This is a genomic window from Bradyrhizobium ganzhouense (assembly GCF_049949285.1).
Taxonomy (GTDB): domain Bacteria; phylum Pseudomonadota; class Alphaproteobacteria; order Rhizobiales; family Xanthobacteraceae; genus Bradyrhizobium; species Bradyrhizobium ganzhouense.
On record NZ_CP181318.1, the window covers coordinates 3,982,923 to 3,998,859 of the forward strand.

The 15,937-nt window shown below is 62.5% G+C and carries 15 protein-coding genes; 7 read left to right on the forward strand and 8 right to left on the reverse strand.

Annotated features, from left to right (window positions below; genetic code table 11):
* The first annotated feature begins 273 nt into the window (after positions 1 to 273).
* The 5 genes from ACLFLU_RS17980 (at position 274) to ACLFLU_RS18000 (ending at position 4,555) form a co-directional block, all read left to right on the forward strand.
* Entirely contained in the window at positions 274 to 1,116 is an 843-nt protein-coding gene (locus ACLFLU_RS17980) for a transporter substrate-binding domain-containing protein (RefSeq protein ID WP_426413490.1), read from the forward strand.
* Between the two features lie 32 nt (positions 1,117 to 1,148).
* The gene (locus ACLFLU_RS17985) at positions 1,149 to 1,847 is read left to right on the forward strand and encodes an amino acid ABC transporter permease (RefSeq protein ID WP_426413491.1); all 699 of its coding nucleotides are present in this window, start codon (positions 1,149 to 1,151) and stop codon (positions 1,845 to 1,847) included.
* A gap of 35 nt (positions 1,848 to 1,882) precedes the next feature.
* Complete coding sequence (locus tag ACLFLU_RS17990) at positions 1,883 to 2,548, forward strand: GntR family transcriptional regulator (RefSeq protein WP_426413492.1); 666 nt, start codon at positions 1,883 to 1,885, stop codon at positions 2,546 to 2,548.
* On the forward strand, positions 2,538 to 3,302 hold the full coding sequence (locus ACLFLU_RS17995; protein WP_426414020.1) for an amino acid ABC transporter ATP-binding protein: 765 nt from the start codon (positions 2,538 to 2,540) through the stop codon (positions 3,300 to 3,302). The genes ACLFLU_RS17990 and ACLFLU_RS17995 overlap by 11 nt, the downstream gene beginning before the upstream one ends.
* 86 nt (positions 3,303 to 3,388) lie before the next feature.
* Positions 3,389 to 4,555: a mandelate racemase/muconate lactonizing enzyme family protein gene (locus ACLFLU_RS18000; RefSeq protein WP_426413493.1), complete on the forward strand. Its 1,167-nt coding sequence runs from the start codon at positions 3,389 to 3,391 to the stop codon at positions 4,553 to 4,555.
* 120 nt (positions 4,556 to 4,675) lie between these two features.
* Here ACLFLU_RS18000 and ACLFLU_RS18005 read toward each other — a convergent pair whose 3' ends face one another.
* Entirely contained in the window at positions 4,676 to 4,984 is a 309-nt protein-coding gene (locus ACLFLU_RS18005) for a hypothetical protein (protein ID WP_426413494.1), read from the reverse strand.
* A 434-nt stretch (positions 4,985 to 5,418) separates the two neighbouring features.
* On the opposite strand from ACLFLU_RS18005, the gene ACLFLU_RS18010 reads away from it, so the two are divergent.
* Entirely contained in the window at positions 5,419 to 5,691 is a 273-nt protein-coding gene (locus ACLFLU_RS18010; RefSeq protein WP_426413495.1) for a hypothetical protein, read from the forward strand.
* Positions 5,692 to 5,726: 35 nt separating this feature from the next.
* Here ACLFLU_RS18010 and ACLFLU_RS18015 read toward each other — a convergent pair whose 3' ends face one another.
* The 4 genes from ACLFLU_RS18015 to ACLFLU_RS18030 form a co-directional block, all read right to left on the reverse strand.
* On the reverse strand, positions 5,727 to 7,277 hold the full coding sequence (locus tag ACLFLU_RS18015) for an efflux transporter outer membrane subunit (protein ID WP_426413496.1): 1,551 nt from the start codon (positions 7,275 to 7,277) through the stop codon (positions 5,727 to 5,729).
* Positions 7,278 to 7,290: 13 nt separating this feature from the next.
* Positions 7,291 to 10,542: an efflux RND transporter permease subunit gene (locus ACLFLU_RS18020; RefSeq protein ID WP_426413497.1), complete on the reverse strand. Its 3,252-nt coding sequence runs from the start codon at positions 10,540 to 10,542 to the stop codon at positions 7,291 to 7,293.
* Between the two features lie 48 nt (positions 10,543 to 10,590).
* Positions 10,591 to 11,796, reverse strand: a complete 1,206-nt coding sequence (locus tag ACLFLU_RS18025) for an efflux RND transporter periplasmic adaptor subunit (protein ID WP_426413498.1) — start codon at positions 11,794 to 11,796, stop codon at positions 10,591 to 10,593.
* Positions 11,797 to 12,213: 417 nt separating this feature from the next.
* Entirely contained in the window at positions 12,214 to 12,978 is a 765-nt protein-coding gene (locus tag ACLFLU_RS18030) for an outer membrane protein (protein WP_426413499.1), read from the reverse strand.
* Positions 12,979 to 13,060: 82 nt separating this feature from the next.
* Between ACLFLU_RS18030 and ACLFLU_RS18035 the strand changes: the two genes are divergently transcribed.
* Positions 13,061 to 13,273 carry a hypothetical protein gene (locus ACLFLU_RS18035; RefSeq protein WP_426413500.1) on the forward strand — a complete coding sequence of 71 codons (213 nt, stop codon included), beginning with the start codon at positions 13,061 to 13,063 and terminating at the stop codon, positions 13,271 to 13,273.
* 170 nt (positions 13,274 to 13,443) lie between these two features.
* Here ACLFLU_RS18035 and ACLFLU_RS18040 read toward each other — a convergent pair whose 3' ends face one another.
* Genes ACLFLU_RS18040 through ACLFLU_RS18050 form a run of 3 tightly spaced genes read right to left on the reverse strand, consistent with a single transcriptional unit; the run spans position 13,444 to position 15,936 of the window.
* Positions 13,444 to 13,671 carry a hypothetical protein gene (locus tag ACLFLU_RS18040; protein ID WP_426413501.1) on the reverse strand — a complete coding sequence of 76 codons (228 nt, stop codon included), beginning with the start codon at positions 13,669 to 13,671 and terminating at the stop codon, positions 13,444 to 13,446.
* Positions 13,671 to 14,396, reverse strand: a complete 726-nt coding sequence (locus ACLFLU_RS18045; RefSeq protein ID WP_426413502.1) for a response regulator — start codon at positions 14,394 to 14,396, stop codon at positions 13,671 to 13,673. The genes ACLFLU_RS18040 and ACLFLU_RS18045 overlap by 1 nt, the downstream gene beginning before the upstream one ends.
* The gene (locus ACLFLU_RS18050; RefSeq protein ID WP_426413503.1) at positions 14,389 to 15,936 is read right to left on the reverse strand and encodes a sensor histidine kinase; all 1,548 of its coding nucleotides are present in this window, start codon (positions 15,934 to 15,936) and stop codon (positions 14,389 to 14,391) included. The genes ACLFLU_RS18045 and ACLFLU_RS18050 overlap by 8 nt, the downstream gene beginning before the upstream one ends.
* Position 15,937: the final 1 nt, after the last annotated feature.

Below are 15,937 nucleotides of genomic sequence, written 5' to 3' on the forward strand. Positions count from 1 at the left end.
GCGCTCGGCTACGGTCGTCGACTGTAGGCATCGTTACGATGACCTATTAGGCCTCGCTCACCTGCACGGAAGGCGAGGGTCGGCCCTCGAAGACGCAACCGCGCCAGTCCCCGGTCTTGTACGCAGCGGGTGCCCATCGCCATGGATGAGGTGTCGGGCTTCAGCGGCGAAATGACCCCAGCCCTAAATCATACGATTGACAGGTGCCCATGATCATGTTTCGATTAATGGTCGATTGCTGACAATTGACCATGAACGAGGGAAACGTGCGTCATGAAGGTGTTTGGTTGGGTCATTGCTGCTGCTGTTGGATCGGTTTTCGGGCTTTTCGGGAACATTTTGCAATCGCAGGCCGAATGCCTGCCCGCGCCGCCCAGCCTCGTGGAGGCGGGCTATCTCACGGTCGGTACCTCGCTGACCGCGCCGCCCATGGGGTTCATGAACGACGACAAGCCTTCAGGCTTCGACCCGGAATTCATCACGGCGGTCGCCGAGAAGATGTGTCTCAAGGCGAAAATGGTGAACGTGACATTCCAGGGACTGTTTCCCGGTCTGATCGCAAAGAAATTCGATGTCATCGCCTCTCAGATCGGGATCACTGACCCGCGCAAGGAAATGTTCGACTTTGTGCCGGTCTTCGTCGGCGGGTTGCGTCTCGTCACCCAGAAGGACAGCGGATTGAAGCTTCAGACGGAGAGCGATGTCTGCGGCCATGCGGCGAGCATCGTCGCCGGCTCCACGCAGATGGCGGCGCTCGACAGAGTCAAGGGAGACTGCCCGGCCGGCAAACCCATGACGCTCAAGGTCTTCTCCAACCAGAGCGAGGCCTTGAACGAGGTAGCCAAGCGGGCCGTCGATGTCGCCTATGTCGACTGGCCGGTCGCAGCCTACCTCATCCAGCAAAGGCCACAGGACTTCGTCGAGGCGAGCCCCGTGCTCAGCGGCAAAGGTCCGAATACCGAGCGCAACCGCAATGGCATCGTCATCCGCAAGAATGAGACCGCGACGCGGGACGCGATCGCCGCGGCGGTAAAGGCGGCGATGAACGCGGGCGCCTATGACGAGATCCTCAAGCGCTGGAATCTCGCTGATGGCGACGTTCGCAAGGTGAATTGACGCGAAACGTCCAAAACAGGCGGACAACTGAGATGCGCTTCGATCTCGATTACTTCTTGAGCCTGCTCTTCTCGACACGCTTTTTTGAGCCCGTCGCCATCGTCGTCATCGTGGCTGCTATCGCCATGATGATCGGTATCATCGTCGGAACTGTCGGCGGCATCGTATTGAATTCGCCTCTGCCGATGCTCCAGCGCCTGGTGCGCCTTTACGTGACGACGATCCGGGGAGTCCCCGTCCTCGTCCAGATCGTGTTCTGGTACAACGGACTGCCTGCACTCACGGGAGGCGCAATCAACCTGTCGGCTTACGCTGCAGGTATCATCGCCCTCGGAATTAACGAGGGAGCCTACATGACGGAGATCGTGCGCTCCGGCATTCAATCGGTCGACCGGGGGCAGCGTGAGGCCTCCCAGGCCCTCAGTCTGAGCTATCGCTCGATGATGATGAAGGTCATCCTGCCCCAGGCAGTTCGCATCGCGATTCCGCCAACCGGCAACCAAGTCGTCAACCTCATCAAGAATACCTCGCTGCTCTTCACCATCGCAATCCCCGAGATATTTGCGACTGGCACAAATATATTCAGCGCCAACTTCAAATACTTTGAGGTCATCGCGGTCGTGGCCATCTGGTATCTTCTGATTGCCATTGGTTACGGCTTCATTCAGCGGGCCGTGGAGCGCCGCTTCGCCAAGGGGCGGAGAAATCTCTACGACTTCGCGGCAGCCTGAACTGCCGGCGTGACAGCAATGAGAGTACAGTTACGATGAGCCTGAAGGCACTCAAGCGACAACCGGCCGAGCAGTTGGCTGCCCAAGCCCTCAAGGATTCCATCCTTGCCGGAGAACTCAAGCTGGGCGAGCGTCTCACGGAGGCCGCGCTGGCCGACCAGTTTGCCGTCTCGCGCGGGACGGTCCGGACGGCTCTGCACCAGCTCAGCAATGACGGCCTCGTTGTCCTGACGCCTTATACGGGCTGGTCAGTCGCGACGATTGATCGGCAGGACCTCTGGGAAATCTATACGCTGCGCAGCAGCCTCGAACGCCTCGCCGCGCGACTGGCTGCCGAGCGGCTAACCGACAACGGCCGAATCCGCCTCGCCGGCGCGCGCGACGTCTTCTTCGCGGCCTGTGAGCGCAATGATCTGAAAGCAGCTATCGAATTGGACTTCGCTCTGCACCGGAGCATTATCGAGCTCTCCGGGAACGGGCGCCTGGCCAGCCAATACATGATGGTCGAGCAGCAGATCCGGCTTTTCATAAACTCGACCTACGCATCCGCGCCGAATGTTTCTGTCGCCATCGCCCATCACGCGCCGATCGTCGACGCGATTCTCGCGGGCGACAGTCAGGCGGCGGCTCGCCTCAGCGAGGACCACGTGATGAGCGAGGGGGAGAGGGTGCTTGGGATGGTGGCGGCGGATGCCAACTAGCAGGTCCACGGAAGGCTCGATCCGCGAGCCCGTGATCGTCCTCGAAGGGCTGAACAAATGGTTCGGCGCCGCTCACGTCCTGAAGGGCGTCTCACTGTCCATCGGCAAGGGCGAGAAGGTGGTGATCTGTGGCCCTTCCGGGTCAGGTAAATCGACCTTGATCAGGTGCATCAACGGGCTCGAAGGCCATCAGGGCGGTCAAGTATGCGTCGAAGGCGTCGAGCTCGGGCCGAAGACCCTGGCCACGGTCCGGCGCGAGGTGGGCATGGTTTTCCAGTCCTTTAACTTGTTCCCACACCTGACGATCAAGGAAAACTGCATGCTCGCACCGATGGAGGCGCGGGGATTGTCGAAGAACGAGGCAGAGCAGCGCAGTCTCGAATATCTGAAGCGCGTTCATATCACCGAACATGCGCTTAAATATCCCGCTCAACTCTCCGGCGGTCAGCAGCAGCGCGCGGCGATCGCGCGTGCGCTCTGCATGGAGCCGCGGATCATGCTGTTCGACGAGCCCACCTCAGCGCTTGACCCGGAGATGATCTCCGAGGTGCTCGACACGATGATCGAACTCGCCGCGTCCGGCATGACGATGGTCTGCGTGACGCATGAGATGGGCTTTGCGCAAAAGGTAGCCGACCGGGTGGTCTTCATGGATCAGGGCGCAATCGCCGAGGTCGGCCCTCCGGATCAACTGTTCAACTCCCCATCGTCCGAGCGCCTCGCGCTTTTCCTAAGACGGATCCTCACACACTGAACTTCTCATCTCCGGTAGCGGGGTTCGCAGCGTCAGGCATTCCGGCGCGAAGAGCTTCTGTTGCCTCAAGCCGAAAGGACCTTCCCTTGCCGACCATTGACAACATGCGCGTATTCAACATCCGCGGTGGCGGATTGCATCCCGTCATCGTCGAATTGACCACGAAAGACGGGCTTCGCGGCTACGGTGAAGCGGCTGTCGCCTACGGCATTGGCGCGAACGCCGCCGCGGGCATGCTGAGTGATCTCGCACACAAGGTCGTCGGAGCGGACGCGACCTATCCGCGAAACATTTGGCACGAAATCTACGACAATTCTTTCTGGACGAAGGGCGGCGGGGCGATCGTGTTTGCGGCCGTCAGTGCAATTGATCAGGCGCTTTGGGATATCAAGGCCCAATCTCTCGGCGTTCCCGTTTACGAATTGTTCGGCGCGAAGTTCGAGGCCTCGCTTGAAGTCTACGCAAATGGCTGGAATAGCGCCCACGATGACGCGTTGCAGTGGGCGAAGGCCGCCGAGCGACCTCTGAAGGACGGCTACACGATCCTGAAGTGCTATCCGCTCGCAACCCGGCAGGAGGGGGGTACGCTGCGACATGTGCAGCGGCGTGCGCTCGGCTCGGACGAGTTCAAGCGCGCCATCGATCGCGTCCGCAACCTGCGGAAGGTCGTCGGACCGGATATCAGCCTCATGTTCGACCTCAGCGGAGGTTTGAACAACGACCAGTTGATCCGCTTCATGGATGTCTGCTGCGAGCTGGATGTGACCTGGGTCGAGGAGCCGGTTGATCCCTTCAACCTGCAGGGCCTGCGCAATCTCGCCGGCCGGTGGTCTGTCCCGATCGCCGCTGGCGAGCGCGTCTATACGCGGCAGGGCTTCCGAAATCTTCTCGAGACGGGTGGGGTCGATATCGTCATGCCCGATGTCGGCAATTGCGGCGGCATCTTCGAGGCCGTCCAGATCGCTGCGATGGCCGAAAGCTACAATGTGCGCGTTTCACCGCACAATTGTGCGAGCTCGCTCTGCACCGCAGCGACCGTCCAGGTCTGGGCTGCTTCCGCTATCGGGATGCCGCTCGAAACCTATCCATACTTCCCCGATGCGAACGACTACGTGCAGGTCCTTGCCAATCCTCCCGAGAAGGCCGTCGTGAAAGGCCGATTGAACGTGCCGACCGATCCTGGCCTGGGCGCGCAGATCGACGAGAAGGCGATCACCCCTTACCGGTGCTTCGACTTTCGGGCGGATGCCTGAGTGTTTCGTGACCGGCGCGCACAGGAGAGGCCTCGGGCGCCTCTTTCCGCCGTCAGGATTTCGGGGCCACAGGCGTCGCCATGACGCAGGTCCGCCAAAGCGCGAGGCCGGGCGTTGGCGTCAGAACGGGAACGCAAATTCCCGGACCGGGGAGCGGCTGTCAAATCCGAGGCCGGCTGCAGGTCCCATGCGGTAGTGACCGTTGTAATAGCCGAGAGCAGGGCGGCCGGTTGCCGGTGGCGGACAGGCCAGATCGGGTCGATCGGCCAGCGCTGGCCGGTGTTCCTGATAGCGCGTCGACCAGCAGTTGCAGTTCTGGTCGCACACCATCCGCACCTCGACGATCGGCGGCCGAGCAGCGTGATTGGCGGCTGCGCCGCCGGTTGCGAGCAGCGCGGCTTGAACGGCACCGAGGAACAGATTGATCATGTCCGGCTCTCCGGGGATGCGGCTATCGGGTTGGCGGGAGTGAGATCGTCCAGAAATCGTGAAGGCGCTCGCAATCAAGCCAGAAGCGATCGCCCCGGCGAAGCGTCGTCTGCCAGGGCGTGTTCCTGGCGAGCGTTGAGATGGCGGTTGCGCCGTGCGCATCCGTTATGCGCACAGTGGCTTTGAGCAGCCAATCGCCGACTGGTGCATAGGGCAGCTCTTCGGAGGAGAGGACCTCTACATGACAGCGCGATGACATTGCGGCGGTGGCGGCGCCCGTCGACAGCAGGATGAAAGCAAGCGCGAATGTCGGGATGGTTCCGTGCCTCATGGCGGGCTTTCGGCTGAAAAAAGCGGCACTGTTTCAGCGCCTGGGGGATGATGACGGCCTAGTCAGGTTGTGGTAAGATTCGGTCCGGCGCTGGATGGCATCAATGCGGTTGCTCGGTCTTATTCTGCGGACGCTGTTCCTTCTGGTCGTGATCGTGGTCACTTTCCGAGTTGCCACTCCCCAGAGCGAAAGCTTTTGGACGGCCTACGATACGCCTTCCGATATGTTTCGCTTCATCGTGGGCTTTATCGTCTGCGTTTTCTTTGCCGTCCATATATTCCAGTATCCAAGGAATGCGGCCGACATGAGCAAATGGGTTCCGATCGGCCTTGCGGTGCTGCCGCTCGCGCTGCTGTGCGCGCTCGTCATCTGGTAAGTGCTCCGCTCGATCGGCCGGCGAGGTAGCTGCATTCATCTGGTCTCGCTCGCCGGCGCGGTCACGGTGGAGGCGTCCGCCAGCACGCAGTCGCGCCAAACCGGTGTCGTGCACTGGGTCGGCCAGCCGCCGCCGAGCGCCATGAACAGGGCGGCGGTGTCCGAGAGGCGCGTCGCTTGGGCCTGAACGCGGACGACCGCAGCTGTCAGATATACTTGCTGGGCATTGAGCACGACCACCTGATTGACCTGCCCGAGAACGAGCTGTTGCTGAATGATGTCGAGACTTGCCTTCGCGGCGAGTTCAGCCTTGACCGCAGCTTGCACGGCACGCGCGTCGGCCTGCAGACTGCGCAAAGCGTCGGCGACGTTCTGCATCGCCGTGACGACGGCCTGGCGATAGAGTGCGTCCGCCTGGTCCACCGCGGCCTCTGCTGCCTTCTGCTTGTGGTAAAGCGTCAGCCCATCGAAAAGTGGCTGGGTCATATTCGCCGCGATGACATAGAAGCTGGTCCCCGGCGTGAACAACTCGGCCAGGCTGAAGCCGACGGCTCCCGCATTTCCGGTAATCGTTACGTTGGGCAGCCGCGCCGCGATCGACACACCGAGCAGGGCGTTCGACGAGTGTAGCAGCGCCTCGGCGGCTCTGACGTCCGGACGCTGGCTTATCACCTTGCTCGGCAGGCTGACCGGCAGATTTGCGGGTAGGGTCAGCCCGTCGAGCGTAAACTTTTGCAGGATTTCGTCCGCGGAGAATTGCCCGGCAAGCGCGGTCAGGAGGTCGCGCTGAACGGCGAGCTGCTTCTCGAGCGGCGGCAGGAGCTGCTCGGACTGGGCCAGCGCGGCCTCCTGCGCCAGCACGTCGACCTTGGAGGCACTGCCTGCATTGAACTGGTTCTTCACGATCTCCAGGATACCGCGCTCAATCTTCACAACGCGCTGGATTGCGGCAATCTGGCCGCGAAGTGATGCTTCCTGGATCGCCGCGGTGACGACGTTGGCGGTCAGCGTGAGGTAGGCCGCCTCGAGCTGGAACAGTTGCTGCTCGGTTATTGCGTCGAGACTCTCGACGGCGCGAACATTCTGGCCCCAAATATCCGGCACGAAGCTGACGTTCAATTGCGCGGTATGGAGCGAAAATACCGCCGGGGACTGGCCACCTGGGCCCGAACTCGAGGCGCCGGATATTTGCTGCTGGGAGGGATCGTAACTTGCGCCGATCTGCGGGAAGAAAAGCCCGCGCTGTGCCAGCGCATTGAAATTGGCGACGCGGATCGCGGCTTCGGCCGATTGCAGCGAGGGATTGTGCTCGATCGACAGCCGGATCAATTCGTTCAGCGGCGTGGACCGGAACGCCGCCCACCAGCGCGTCGGGATGTCGCCGCCGGCCACGAAACGCTGCCCCGGCACGCGCGGCCCGTCACCATTGCTGCGCGGCGAGGCCGTCGGCTCGGGCGTATAGCGGGTGACGTCGGGCGCTGGCGGCGGTGTGAAATTAGGACCCACCGCGCAGCTTGCAAGCCAAAGGCTTGTGCCGCCCGTTGCGAGCCCGCGCGCGAGGCGGGTGATGGCTGTCACGCTACGCATTCCCCCCGACTTCCTAATGGGCCGCTTCGGGCGGTGAGGCGGCCGGACTGTCCTGCTCGGACGGCGCTCGCTCCCGCGACAGGAAGATCTTGCGCAGCGCCGGCGCTACCACGAGTAGCAGCACTGGACCAATGAACATACCGCCGACCACGACGGTGGCAAGTGGCCGCTGCACCTGGCTGCCGATGCCGTGCGACAGCGCCGCCGGGAACAGGCCGACGCCGGCCGACAGCGCCGTCATCAGCATCGGCCGCATGCGTTGCTCGGCGCCGTTGAATACAGCTTCTGCAATGCTCATGCCGGAGGCGCGCAGCTCTCGGAAATAGGTGATGTTGAGGATGCCATCCATCACCGCGACGCCGAACAGCGAGATGAAGCCGATCGCCGCCGAGATGCTGAAATCGAGGCCCGCGAGATAGAGAGCAATCAGGCCGCCGCCGACCGCGAAGGGGATGCCGGCGAGCGCCAGCAGGCTGTCGCGCACCGAATTGAACAGGCTGTAGAGCAGCACGAAGATCAGGAGCAGGGTCACCGGTACCACGATCATGAGACGGGCCTTCGCCGCCTCGAGATTGTCGAACTCGCCGGACCAGATGATGCGATAGCCGGTCGGAAGCTGCACGGCCTGGGCAACGCGCGCCTGCGCCTCCGCGACCGTTGAGCCGAGATCGCGACCCCGCACGCTGAACTTGATCGGGATGTAGCGCTGGCTTTTCTCGCGGTAGATAAACAGCGCGCCGGTATCGAGCGAAATGTCAGCGAGCTCGCTCAGCGGAATATAGGCATTGGTGCCGGACGGTGTCGCGTAGGCGACCTTCAGGCTGCGGATCTCGTCGATGCTCTTGCGAAATTTGGGGTCGAGGCGCACGGCGACGCCAAAGGTGCGATCGCCCTCCAGCACGTTAGTGGCGACATTGCCGCCGAGGGCCGCCTGAACGACTGTGGTGACGTCGCCGGTGTTCAGCCCGTAGCGGGCCGCCTTCTCGCGGTTGACCTTGATGTTGAGGTTGGGCTGACCGACCAGATGGAAAACCCCGAGGTCGGCGACGCCGCGGACATCACGCATCACGTCCATCACCTTGGCCGCGGCCTGCTCCAGCACGTTGAGGTTGGGCCCGATGATCTTGACCGAATTGGCGCCTTTCACGCCGGACAGGGCCTCCTCGACATTGTCCTGGATGTACTGGGAGAAGTTGAAGGTGATCCCAGGCAGTTCCTCGTCGAACTCCTGCTGCAATTCCTCGGTCAGCTTCTCCTTGGTCAGTCCCGGAGGCCATTGGTCGAACGGCTTGATCGGCGCGAACAGCTCGACGTTGGAGAAGGGGGAGGCGTCGCTGCCATTGTCGGGCCGGCCGTGCTGAGAGACGACGGTGATGATCTCGGGATGACGCAACAGGATTTCGCGCATCTTGCGGGTCGCTTCGGTGCCGGCATCGAGCGAGATGGTCGGCGGCATCGCAGCGCGGATCCAGAAATTGCCTTCCTCAAGTGCGGGGAGGAATTCGCTGCCAAGCCGGCTTGCCGCAAGCCCGGAGATCGCGAGGAAGATGAGGCCCGCGATCACGGCGAGCCTGACGCTGCCGAGCGCCCAGCGCAGCACCGGCGTGTAGGCCCTGCGCAGGGCGCGCACGATGACGGTCTCGGTCTCCTCGATGTGCTCGGGCAGCAGCAGCGATGCGAGCACCGGAGTGACGGTAAAGGTCGCAATTAGCGCGCCGGCGAGCGCATAGCCATAGGTGCGCGCCATCGGCCCGAAGATCTGGCCCTCGACGCCTTGCATCGTGAACAGCGGCACGAAGGCCGTCACTGTGATCGCGGCGGTGAAGAAAACGGCTTTGTCGACCTGGAGCGCGCTGACGAAGATCATCCTGAGCCGGTCGGTCCAGCGCACCGTGGAGGCATGATCTTGTGTGGGCGCGGTCGGATCGGGGCCCCAAAAGCCTTCGGTCAGCTTCTGCAGCACACGGGCGCGACTCTCCGGACTCGATTGGAAATTGCGGAAGATGTTCTCCATGATGATAACGGCGGAATCGACGATGATGCCGAAATCGACCGCGCCGAGCGACAACAGGTTGGCGTCCTCGCCCTGGAGCACCAGGATGATGATGGCGAAGAACAGCGCGAACGGAATGTTGGCGGCGACGATCAGCGCACTGCGCAGATTGCCCAGGAACACCCACTGGATGACGAACACCAGTAGGCAGCCGAACACGAGGTTGTGGAGTACGGTGTGGGTGGTGACGTCGACCAGCGCGCTGCGGTCGTAATAGGGCACGATCTTGACGCCCGGGGGCAGGGTGCCGTCGCTGTTGATCTTGGCGACCTCGTCCTCGATCTTCGGGATGATGTCGTTGGTGTGCTGGGTTCGTCCCATCACGACGATCGCCGCGGCGACGTCGTCGTCCTTGTCCTTGCCGGCGATGCCGAGTCGCGGGACGTAGCCGATCGAGACCTTGGCGACGTCCTTGATCTGGATCGGAAGCCCGCTCTGCTGGGTGAGGACGATATTCTCGATGTCCTGGACCCGATAGCCCTTGGTGACGTCGTCGGCGCCGCCGGAGTCGATCAGGCCGATCCCGCGAATATTGACCGACTGCTGCCCGATCGCAATCTCGCGGCCGCCGACATTGACGTTGGAATTGCCGAGCGCGGAGACAAGCTGCGGCACGGTGATGTTGTAGGACTCGAGCTTGGACAGATCGGCATCGACATTGAATTGCTTGGTGGTCCCGCCCCACGCATTGATCTGCACCACGCCGGGAATGGTCATCAGGCGCCGGGCGACGACGTAGTCCTGCAGGGTGCGCAAGTTCGTCAGGCCGAAATTCGGCGGCCCGACGAGCTCGTACCGGTAAATCTCGCCGACCAGGCTCGACTGCTGGATGGTCGGCACGAGGTTGCCGGGGAGCTGGATGTTCTGCTGGATGCTGTTGGCGGCCTGGGTCAGCGCGAAATAATAGTCGACGCCGTAGCGAAAGGTGACGCGGACAAAGGACAGGCCGTAGAACGAGGTCGAGCGGATGTTGACGACGCCGGGCGTCGGATAGAGTCCGACCTCCATCGGGATCGTGTAGTATTTCTCCATCTCCTCGGCCGAAAGCCCCGGCGCCTGTGCGGTGATCTCAAGGATCACCGGCGCCGGATTGGGATAGGCTTCGATGTTGAGCTTGCTGAAGGCGACCAGGCCAGCGGCGCAAAACACGATGAGGCCGAGCACGATGATTGCGCTGCGGGTCAGGCCGAACTGGAGGAGGCTCTTGATCAAGATCGTCTACTTGTAATGAGAGGCGGGCGCGATTGACGGAAGTGAGGTTCAGCCCGTGACCGCGATCGCGAACTTGTTGCTGAGGTAGATTGCACCGGTCGAGGCGACCAGCTCTCCGGGGTTCAGCCCCTCGAGGATCTGGCGCCATCCGTTCTGCTCCAGTCCGACCTTCACCGAGCGCCTCTTGAAGCGGCGCTGGTCGGTGGCGACCCACACTGTCATAGAACCGTCGCCTTCGCGGACGATGGCCTCCGACGGGACCGCGAGCGATGCTTTCGGCCCTTCGATCTCGATCGAAAAGGTTGCGAGCATGCCGGCGCGAAGCTTGTGGTCGGGATCGTCAATCACCGAGCGAACCAGCTGACGATGCGTGCTCGGGTCGATGTTGAGCCCGAGCGTTGTCACTGTCCCGCGGAACACCTCGTTAGGATAGGCCGGTACGCTGACGGCCACGGGCTGGCCGAGCCGATAGGCGGGTGCGTCGGTCTCGATGACGTTCGCGACCATCCACATGGTGGAGAGATCGGCGAGCGTATACGGAGCCGGCGCGTTCGCCGGCTGGACGTAGAGGCCGGGCGCTGCGGTTCGGGCCACGATCTGGCCTGAGATCGGACTTGGCACGCGCAGGATCGAATCGACCTTACGATCGGCGAGGATGCGGTCGACCTCTTCGTCGGTTTTGCCGAAAATGCGCACGGCGTCGCGGGCTGCCTTGTAGTTGCCTTCTGCGGTCTGCTGATCGGAGGTCGCTTGATCGACGTCCTTTTGCGCGCCGCCGCCGGTCTTCAGCAGCTGCTTCACGCGGTTGAGCGTCCGGGTCTGCAGCTCCAGCACGCCGGCCGCCGCCAGCAGGGAGGATTCGGACTGGAGCAGATCGGGGCTGTCGATCGTGAACAGGGTCTGTCCCTTGGTGACGGTATCGCCGACGTTGAGGACCACGTCGACGATCTTGCCGGGGTTGGTCGTGAACGCCTGAACCAGCATGTTCTGGTTGAAGTCGATCGAGCCGACCGCATTCTTCACGACGCGGAAACTGCGCGATTCGGCCGCCAGGATCTTGAAGCCGTCGGCCTGCTTCTCGGTGATGTCGACGGTCTGCTGTGCGACATCGACGTCGCTAACCGCGGCCGCTGGTGCGGCCGCCTTGGCGGATCGCAGCTCGCCTGGGTGCGTCAGGAGCCACGCGCCGCCGGCGATGGCCGCTACGGCTGCAATGCCGGCCGTCATCCCGGCATGCTTGATGCGAAATGCCATCACAGAGCCCCGTTCTACCCGCTTTCGGATGTCCGCCCTCCAATCAGCCGAATCACTGCGCAAAAGTCTGCGGCGTGAAGCGATTGGGACGGACGAAATCTTGTTAACAAGCCCAACTGACGTCAACCTTACAGTGTTGTGACACCAGGGTTGCCATAGGTCAGTACTAGCGGCCTGTTTATCTGTTTTCGATGCTGGGAACGAGGGATATTAATACTCAAATGATAGCGCCGGACGAGCGCCAGCGCTCGATTGAACAAAGGCCGGTCGACTGCACAGGGCCTTTGCCTGCGCTGCAATCAATCGAAATTTATTGATGCGCAGTTCCACGACAGATGTGGCCTTCCGCAAAGGGCGGAGCAAAAAAAGCCCCGGACGGACCGGGGCAAAAGTCGTTGGAGGTTGCAGAGAGGGACCTCAGTACCTGGCGACGACCGGGCCGTCCCAATGCAGCTTGTAGTTGATGCCAACGAGCACGGTCTGAACGCGCTGCTGGAAGTTGATGACTTCGCCCGCGCCGCCGCCGGGCAGGGTGAAGGCCTGGGCGTCATCATCGTGAAACCACATGTAGTTGTACTCCGCGAAGACCGACCAGTCCGGCGCAAACATCCATTCGGCACCGATGCCGAGGGTGATGCCAGGCTGGTAGAAGCTCACGGACTCGGCGACGGCGCCACCCGGGGCGAACACCTGGTTGCGATTCTTGATCCAGGCCGTACCGCCCTTGAGATAGCCGAGGAATTGCGGCGTCCAGAGATAGCCGACGCGGCCGGTCGCGGTGTAGATTTCCTTCAGGCTGTTAGACTCCGAGAAGGTCGGGAAGTCCGCCAGCGCGTGGCGGCCGTTGATGCTGCCGAAATCGAAACTGCCGCCGATGCCGAAGACGAGATTGCCGGTCTGGAAATCGCAGCCGACCTGGCCGCCGCCGATCACGCCGCTGTCGTTCTCGCGACCGTAATTGTTCGGAGCTGCAGTGCCGGCAACGTCGAGCAGGCGCGCAGTGTCGAGCCTCGTCCATCCGGCACCGACATTTGCGCCGAGATAGCAGCCGGTCCAGTTGTAGAGAGACACCGCCGGCATCGGCCGCGCCTTGAGCGGCAGATCGGCAGCATTCGCCGAGACGGCAGCACCCAGCCCCAGCAACACTCCCGCGACGAGAGCGGATTTCGGTTTGGCGTACATTCAAGCCCCCTGCATGGCCGTGTGGCCAATTGTCGCTGACGATCTTATGGAGAGCAGGAAGATTCCGCGATGCGGAAACGGCGTGAAAACCGCTGAGAAGCTGCTTTTTGAGCGCTCGTTGCGCGCTCGCGACATCGAAAAGCGCCGCAAACAATTAAGAGAAAATATCTTTCGCCGGTGCGTGATGATTATCGGCTTTTGCGCACGCGGCGACGGTCAGGTCCGGTCGCGCGTGCGCCAGACGAAGATGATGAAAATTGCGACAACGACTGCACCGGCGAGCATCCAGTACTGAACGTCGAGACCAAAAACGCTAAATTTCTGAACGAGGAAGTCCACTGCATCCGCCCCTTTGTTGTGCAAGGTAAGCGGTTTGCGCGAGAAAATATATTACTTCTTTACGAGCGTGGATTCGCGCTGTGTCCAGCTGGTCTGGATTGCCTGAGAGTGGGCCTGAGGAGGCGATCAGATTGCCGCGCGCGAGGCGCGCTCGGTGACGAGGCCGTTGAGGAAGTCCTCGAGCGCAATCCGGCCCGCCTGATGCGCGGCGTGATGCGAGGGGAAGTTGGACTCCCGGAGCCTGATGCCCATCGGCTTTCGCTTGCGACGGATTTCCCAGAACCAGCCGTCCTGCGCATTGCCGCTCCAGGAGACGACGACGTAGAAAGAGCGGCGCGGGCAGGGGCGAAGCATCAGTTCGCCCGATCGGCGACGGGCACGGGGGCGAACCGGTTCTGAAGCCGGTAGCCCACCCCGGATTCCGTGATCAGCAGGCTTGGCTGATTCGGATCGCTCTCGATCTTCTGGCGAAGCTTGCGCACGAGAATGCGCAGGTACTGGATGTTGTCGCGCTGGTTGCCGCTCCAGATCTCCTTGAGGAGCTGGTCGTGCGTGACGACGAGGCCGACATGCATGGCGAGCACGTGCAGAAGCCGGTATTCCTTTCGCGTCAGGCGAACCGGGCTCTGGTTCAGCGACACCGTGCGCGTCACGAGGTCGACCGAGAGCGGGCCCGCGACGACGACCGGATTTTCCGTCGCCGATTTGAAATAGCGCCGCAGCGCGGCTTCACTGCGCGCGAGCAACTCGGCCATGCCGAAGGGCTTCACGACATAGTCGTCGGCGCCGGCCTGGAGCAGCCGGACCTTGTCGTCTTCGCCCGCGGCCACGGAGAGAATGATGATCGGCACGTTCGACCAGGCGCGGATCCGTTCGAGAACCTCGGTGCCGTGAAGATCCGGCAGCGCAAGGTCGAGAACAACGAGGTCCGGCGCGCTGAACGTGGCGATCTTCAGGGCATCTGTCGCGTTCTCAGCTTCGAGCACGACAAAGCCGTTGAGCTCGAAACCGGCGCGCAGGAAACGCCTGATCTTCGGCTCATCGTCGATCAGCAGAACGACGTTTGCGGGCTTACTCATTGAAAGCCATCGTTTCAGGAGCGGGCGCGGCGGCGGGCAGGGCGATGGTGACGGCGGTTCCTTGACCGTGTCCCCGGCTCTGGACGGAGATCGTTCCGCCATGGGTGTGCACAAATGTCGCAGCGATCCAGAAGCCAAGGCCGGAGCCGGGCACGGATGCCTGATGCCGCGTCCCGCGGAATGATCGATGCCCGAGCTTTCCCTGCTCGTCTGGTGTGATGCCGACGCCCAGGTCAGTGACCCGGATGGTCACGCCCTCCTGCTCCGGCCTGACGTCGACCGATATGGTCGAGCCGGATGGCGAGTATTTCGCGGCGTTCTCGAGGATCTGGCCACAGGCTTCCTCGATCAGTCCGGAATCGACGCAGAGCAGCGGCAGATCATCGGCGAAATTGATTTCGATCCGATGGGCTGCGAGCCGGCGTCCGCGCCGTGTGGCCGCGCCGTTCACGATGTCTCTTGGGTCGGCCCATTCGAGACGTGGGCTCAGGCCGCCCGCCGTGACGCGGGTGGCGCTCAGGATGTTCCTGATATAGCCGTCGAGCTGCGCCGTCTCCTCGGAGATCGCGTCGACCAGTGCGTGAATGCGGGCATCGCCACGGATCGCAGGAATCGAATCCAGAACGCTGGCCGATCCCTGGATCGCGGCGAGTGGCGAGCAAAGCTCGTGGGACAAGGTGCCGTGAAAGGCGTCCCGCAGCAATTGTCCCTGCAGGTGAAGTCGTGCGCGCTCCATGGCTTTGCCGATGTCCAGACGTTGCAGCGTCAGCGCGGTTTCGTCGAGAATGGCCTCGATCCGGCGTGTGCGGGTCGCGATCGTCTGCTGCGAGCCAAGCCCCATGTTCACCGCGATGACCCCGTGAATCGCGTCGTCCGAGGAGATCGCCCGCAACAGCCAAAGCTCCCTTCTGTTCTCGTCGACAATCGTTCGCGACATCGGGCCGATACCGGAGTTCATCGCGGCGGCGCCCGACTGCACCGGTGGGGGCGCGAAGCGTGAGTCCGGCGGTTCGACGTGGCCGTCAGACGTCGTGACGAAGAAGGTGGCGGAGTGGCCGAAAGCCCGGGCGAAGTGCTGCTGAATGGCCGCGATGAGATCGGCGATGGTAAAACAGGACGCAAGACTCCGCGAGAAATCGCAGAGCGCTTGCATCTCTCGCTCGCTTCGACGGAGACGTTCGGTCTCCTGACGCAGGCGCGAGGCCAGATTGCTGCTGGCCAGCGACACGATCAGGAACAGCAGAAGATCGACCGCTTCCTGGGGGTCATCGACGCGAAAGCTGTAGAACGGGGCGAAGAAGAAGAAGTCGGCAGCCGCCATGGCCGCGATCGACGCGACCGTGGCGGGCCAGATGCCCCATCGGGTCGCCGCGAAAATCACCGGAATCAGATAGGCAATCGGCACCAGGCTGGTTGCAACGTTCCGGCTGAATGCAAGCAGCGGCGCCGTGAACAGGGCGACGGCAAGAACCGAAAACAGAAAAGGCGACACCGTGCGCCATAGCGCGTGCGGCTGCTGTTGCTCGTCCGCAGCCGTCAAC

Coding starts and splice junctions, on each gene's coding strand:
- ACLFLU_RS17980 (WP_426413490.1), top strand. CDS start 274: ATGAAGGTGTTTGGTTGGGTCATTGCTGCTGCTGTTGGATCGGTTTTC.
- ACLFLU_RS17985 (WP_426413491.1), top strand. CDS start 1,149: ATGCGCTTCGATCTCGATTACTTCTTGAGCCTGCTCTTCTCGACACGC.
- ACLFLU_RS17990 (WP_426413492.1), top strand. CDS start 1,883: ATGAGCCTGAAGGCACTCAAGCGACAACCGGCCGAGCAGTTGGCTGCC.
- ACLFLU_RS17995 (WP_426414020.1), top strand. CDS start 2,538: ATGCCAACTAGCAGGTCCACGGAAGGCTCGATCCGCGAGCCCGTGATC.
- ACLFLU_RS18005 (WP_426413494.1), bottom strand. CDS start 4,984: ATGATCAATCTGTTCCTCGGTGCCGTTCAAGCCGCGCTGCTCGCAACC.
- ACLFLU_RS18010 (WP_426413495.1), top strand. CDS start 5,419: ATGCGGTTGCTCGGTCTTATTCTGCGGACGCTGTTCCTTCTGGTCGTG.
- ACLFLU_RS18015 (WP_426413496.1), bottom strand. CDS start 7,277: ATGCGTAGCGTGACAGCCATCACCCGCCTCGCGCGCGGGCTCGCAACG.
- ACLFLU_RS18025 (WP_426413498.1), bottom strand. CDS start 11,796: ATGGCATTTCGCATCAAGCATGCCGGGATGACGGCCGGCATTGCAGCC.
- ACLFLU_RS18030 (WP_426413499.1), bottom strand. CDS start 12,978: ATGTACGCCAAACCGAAATCCGCTCTCGTCGCGGGAGTGTTGCTGGGG.
- ACLFLU_RS18040 (WP_426413501.1), bottom strand. CDS start 13,671: ATGCTTCGCCCCTGCCCGCGCCGCTCTTTCTACGTCGTCGTCTCCTGG.
- ACLFLU_RS18045 (WP_426413502.1), bottom strand. CDS start 14,396: ATGAGTAAGCCCGCAAACGTCGTTCTGCTGATCGACGATGAGCCGAAG.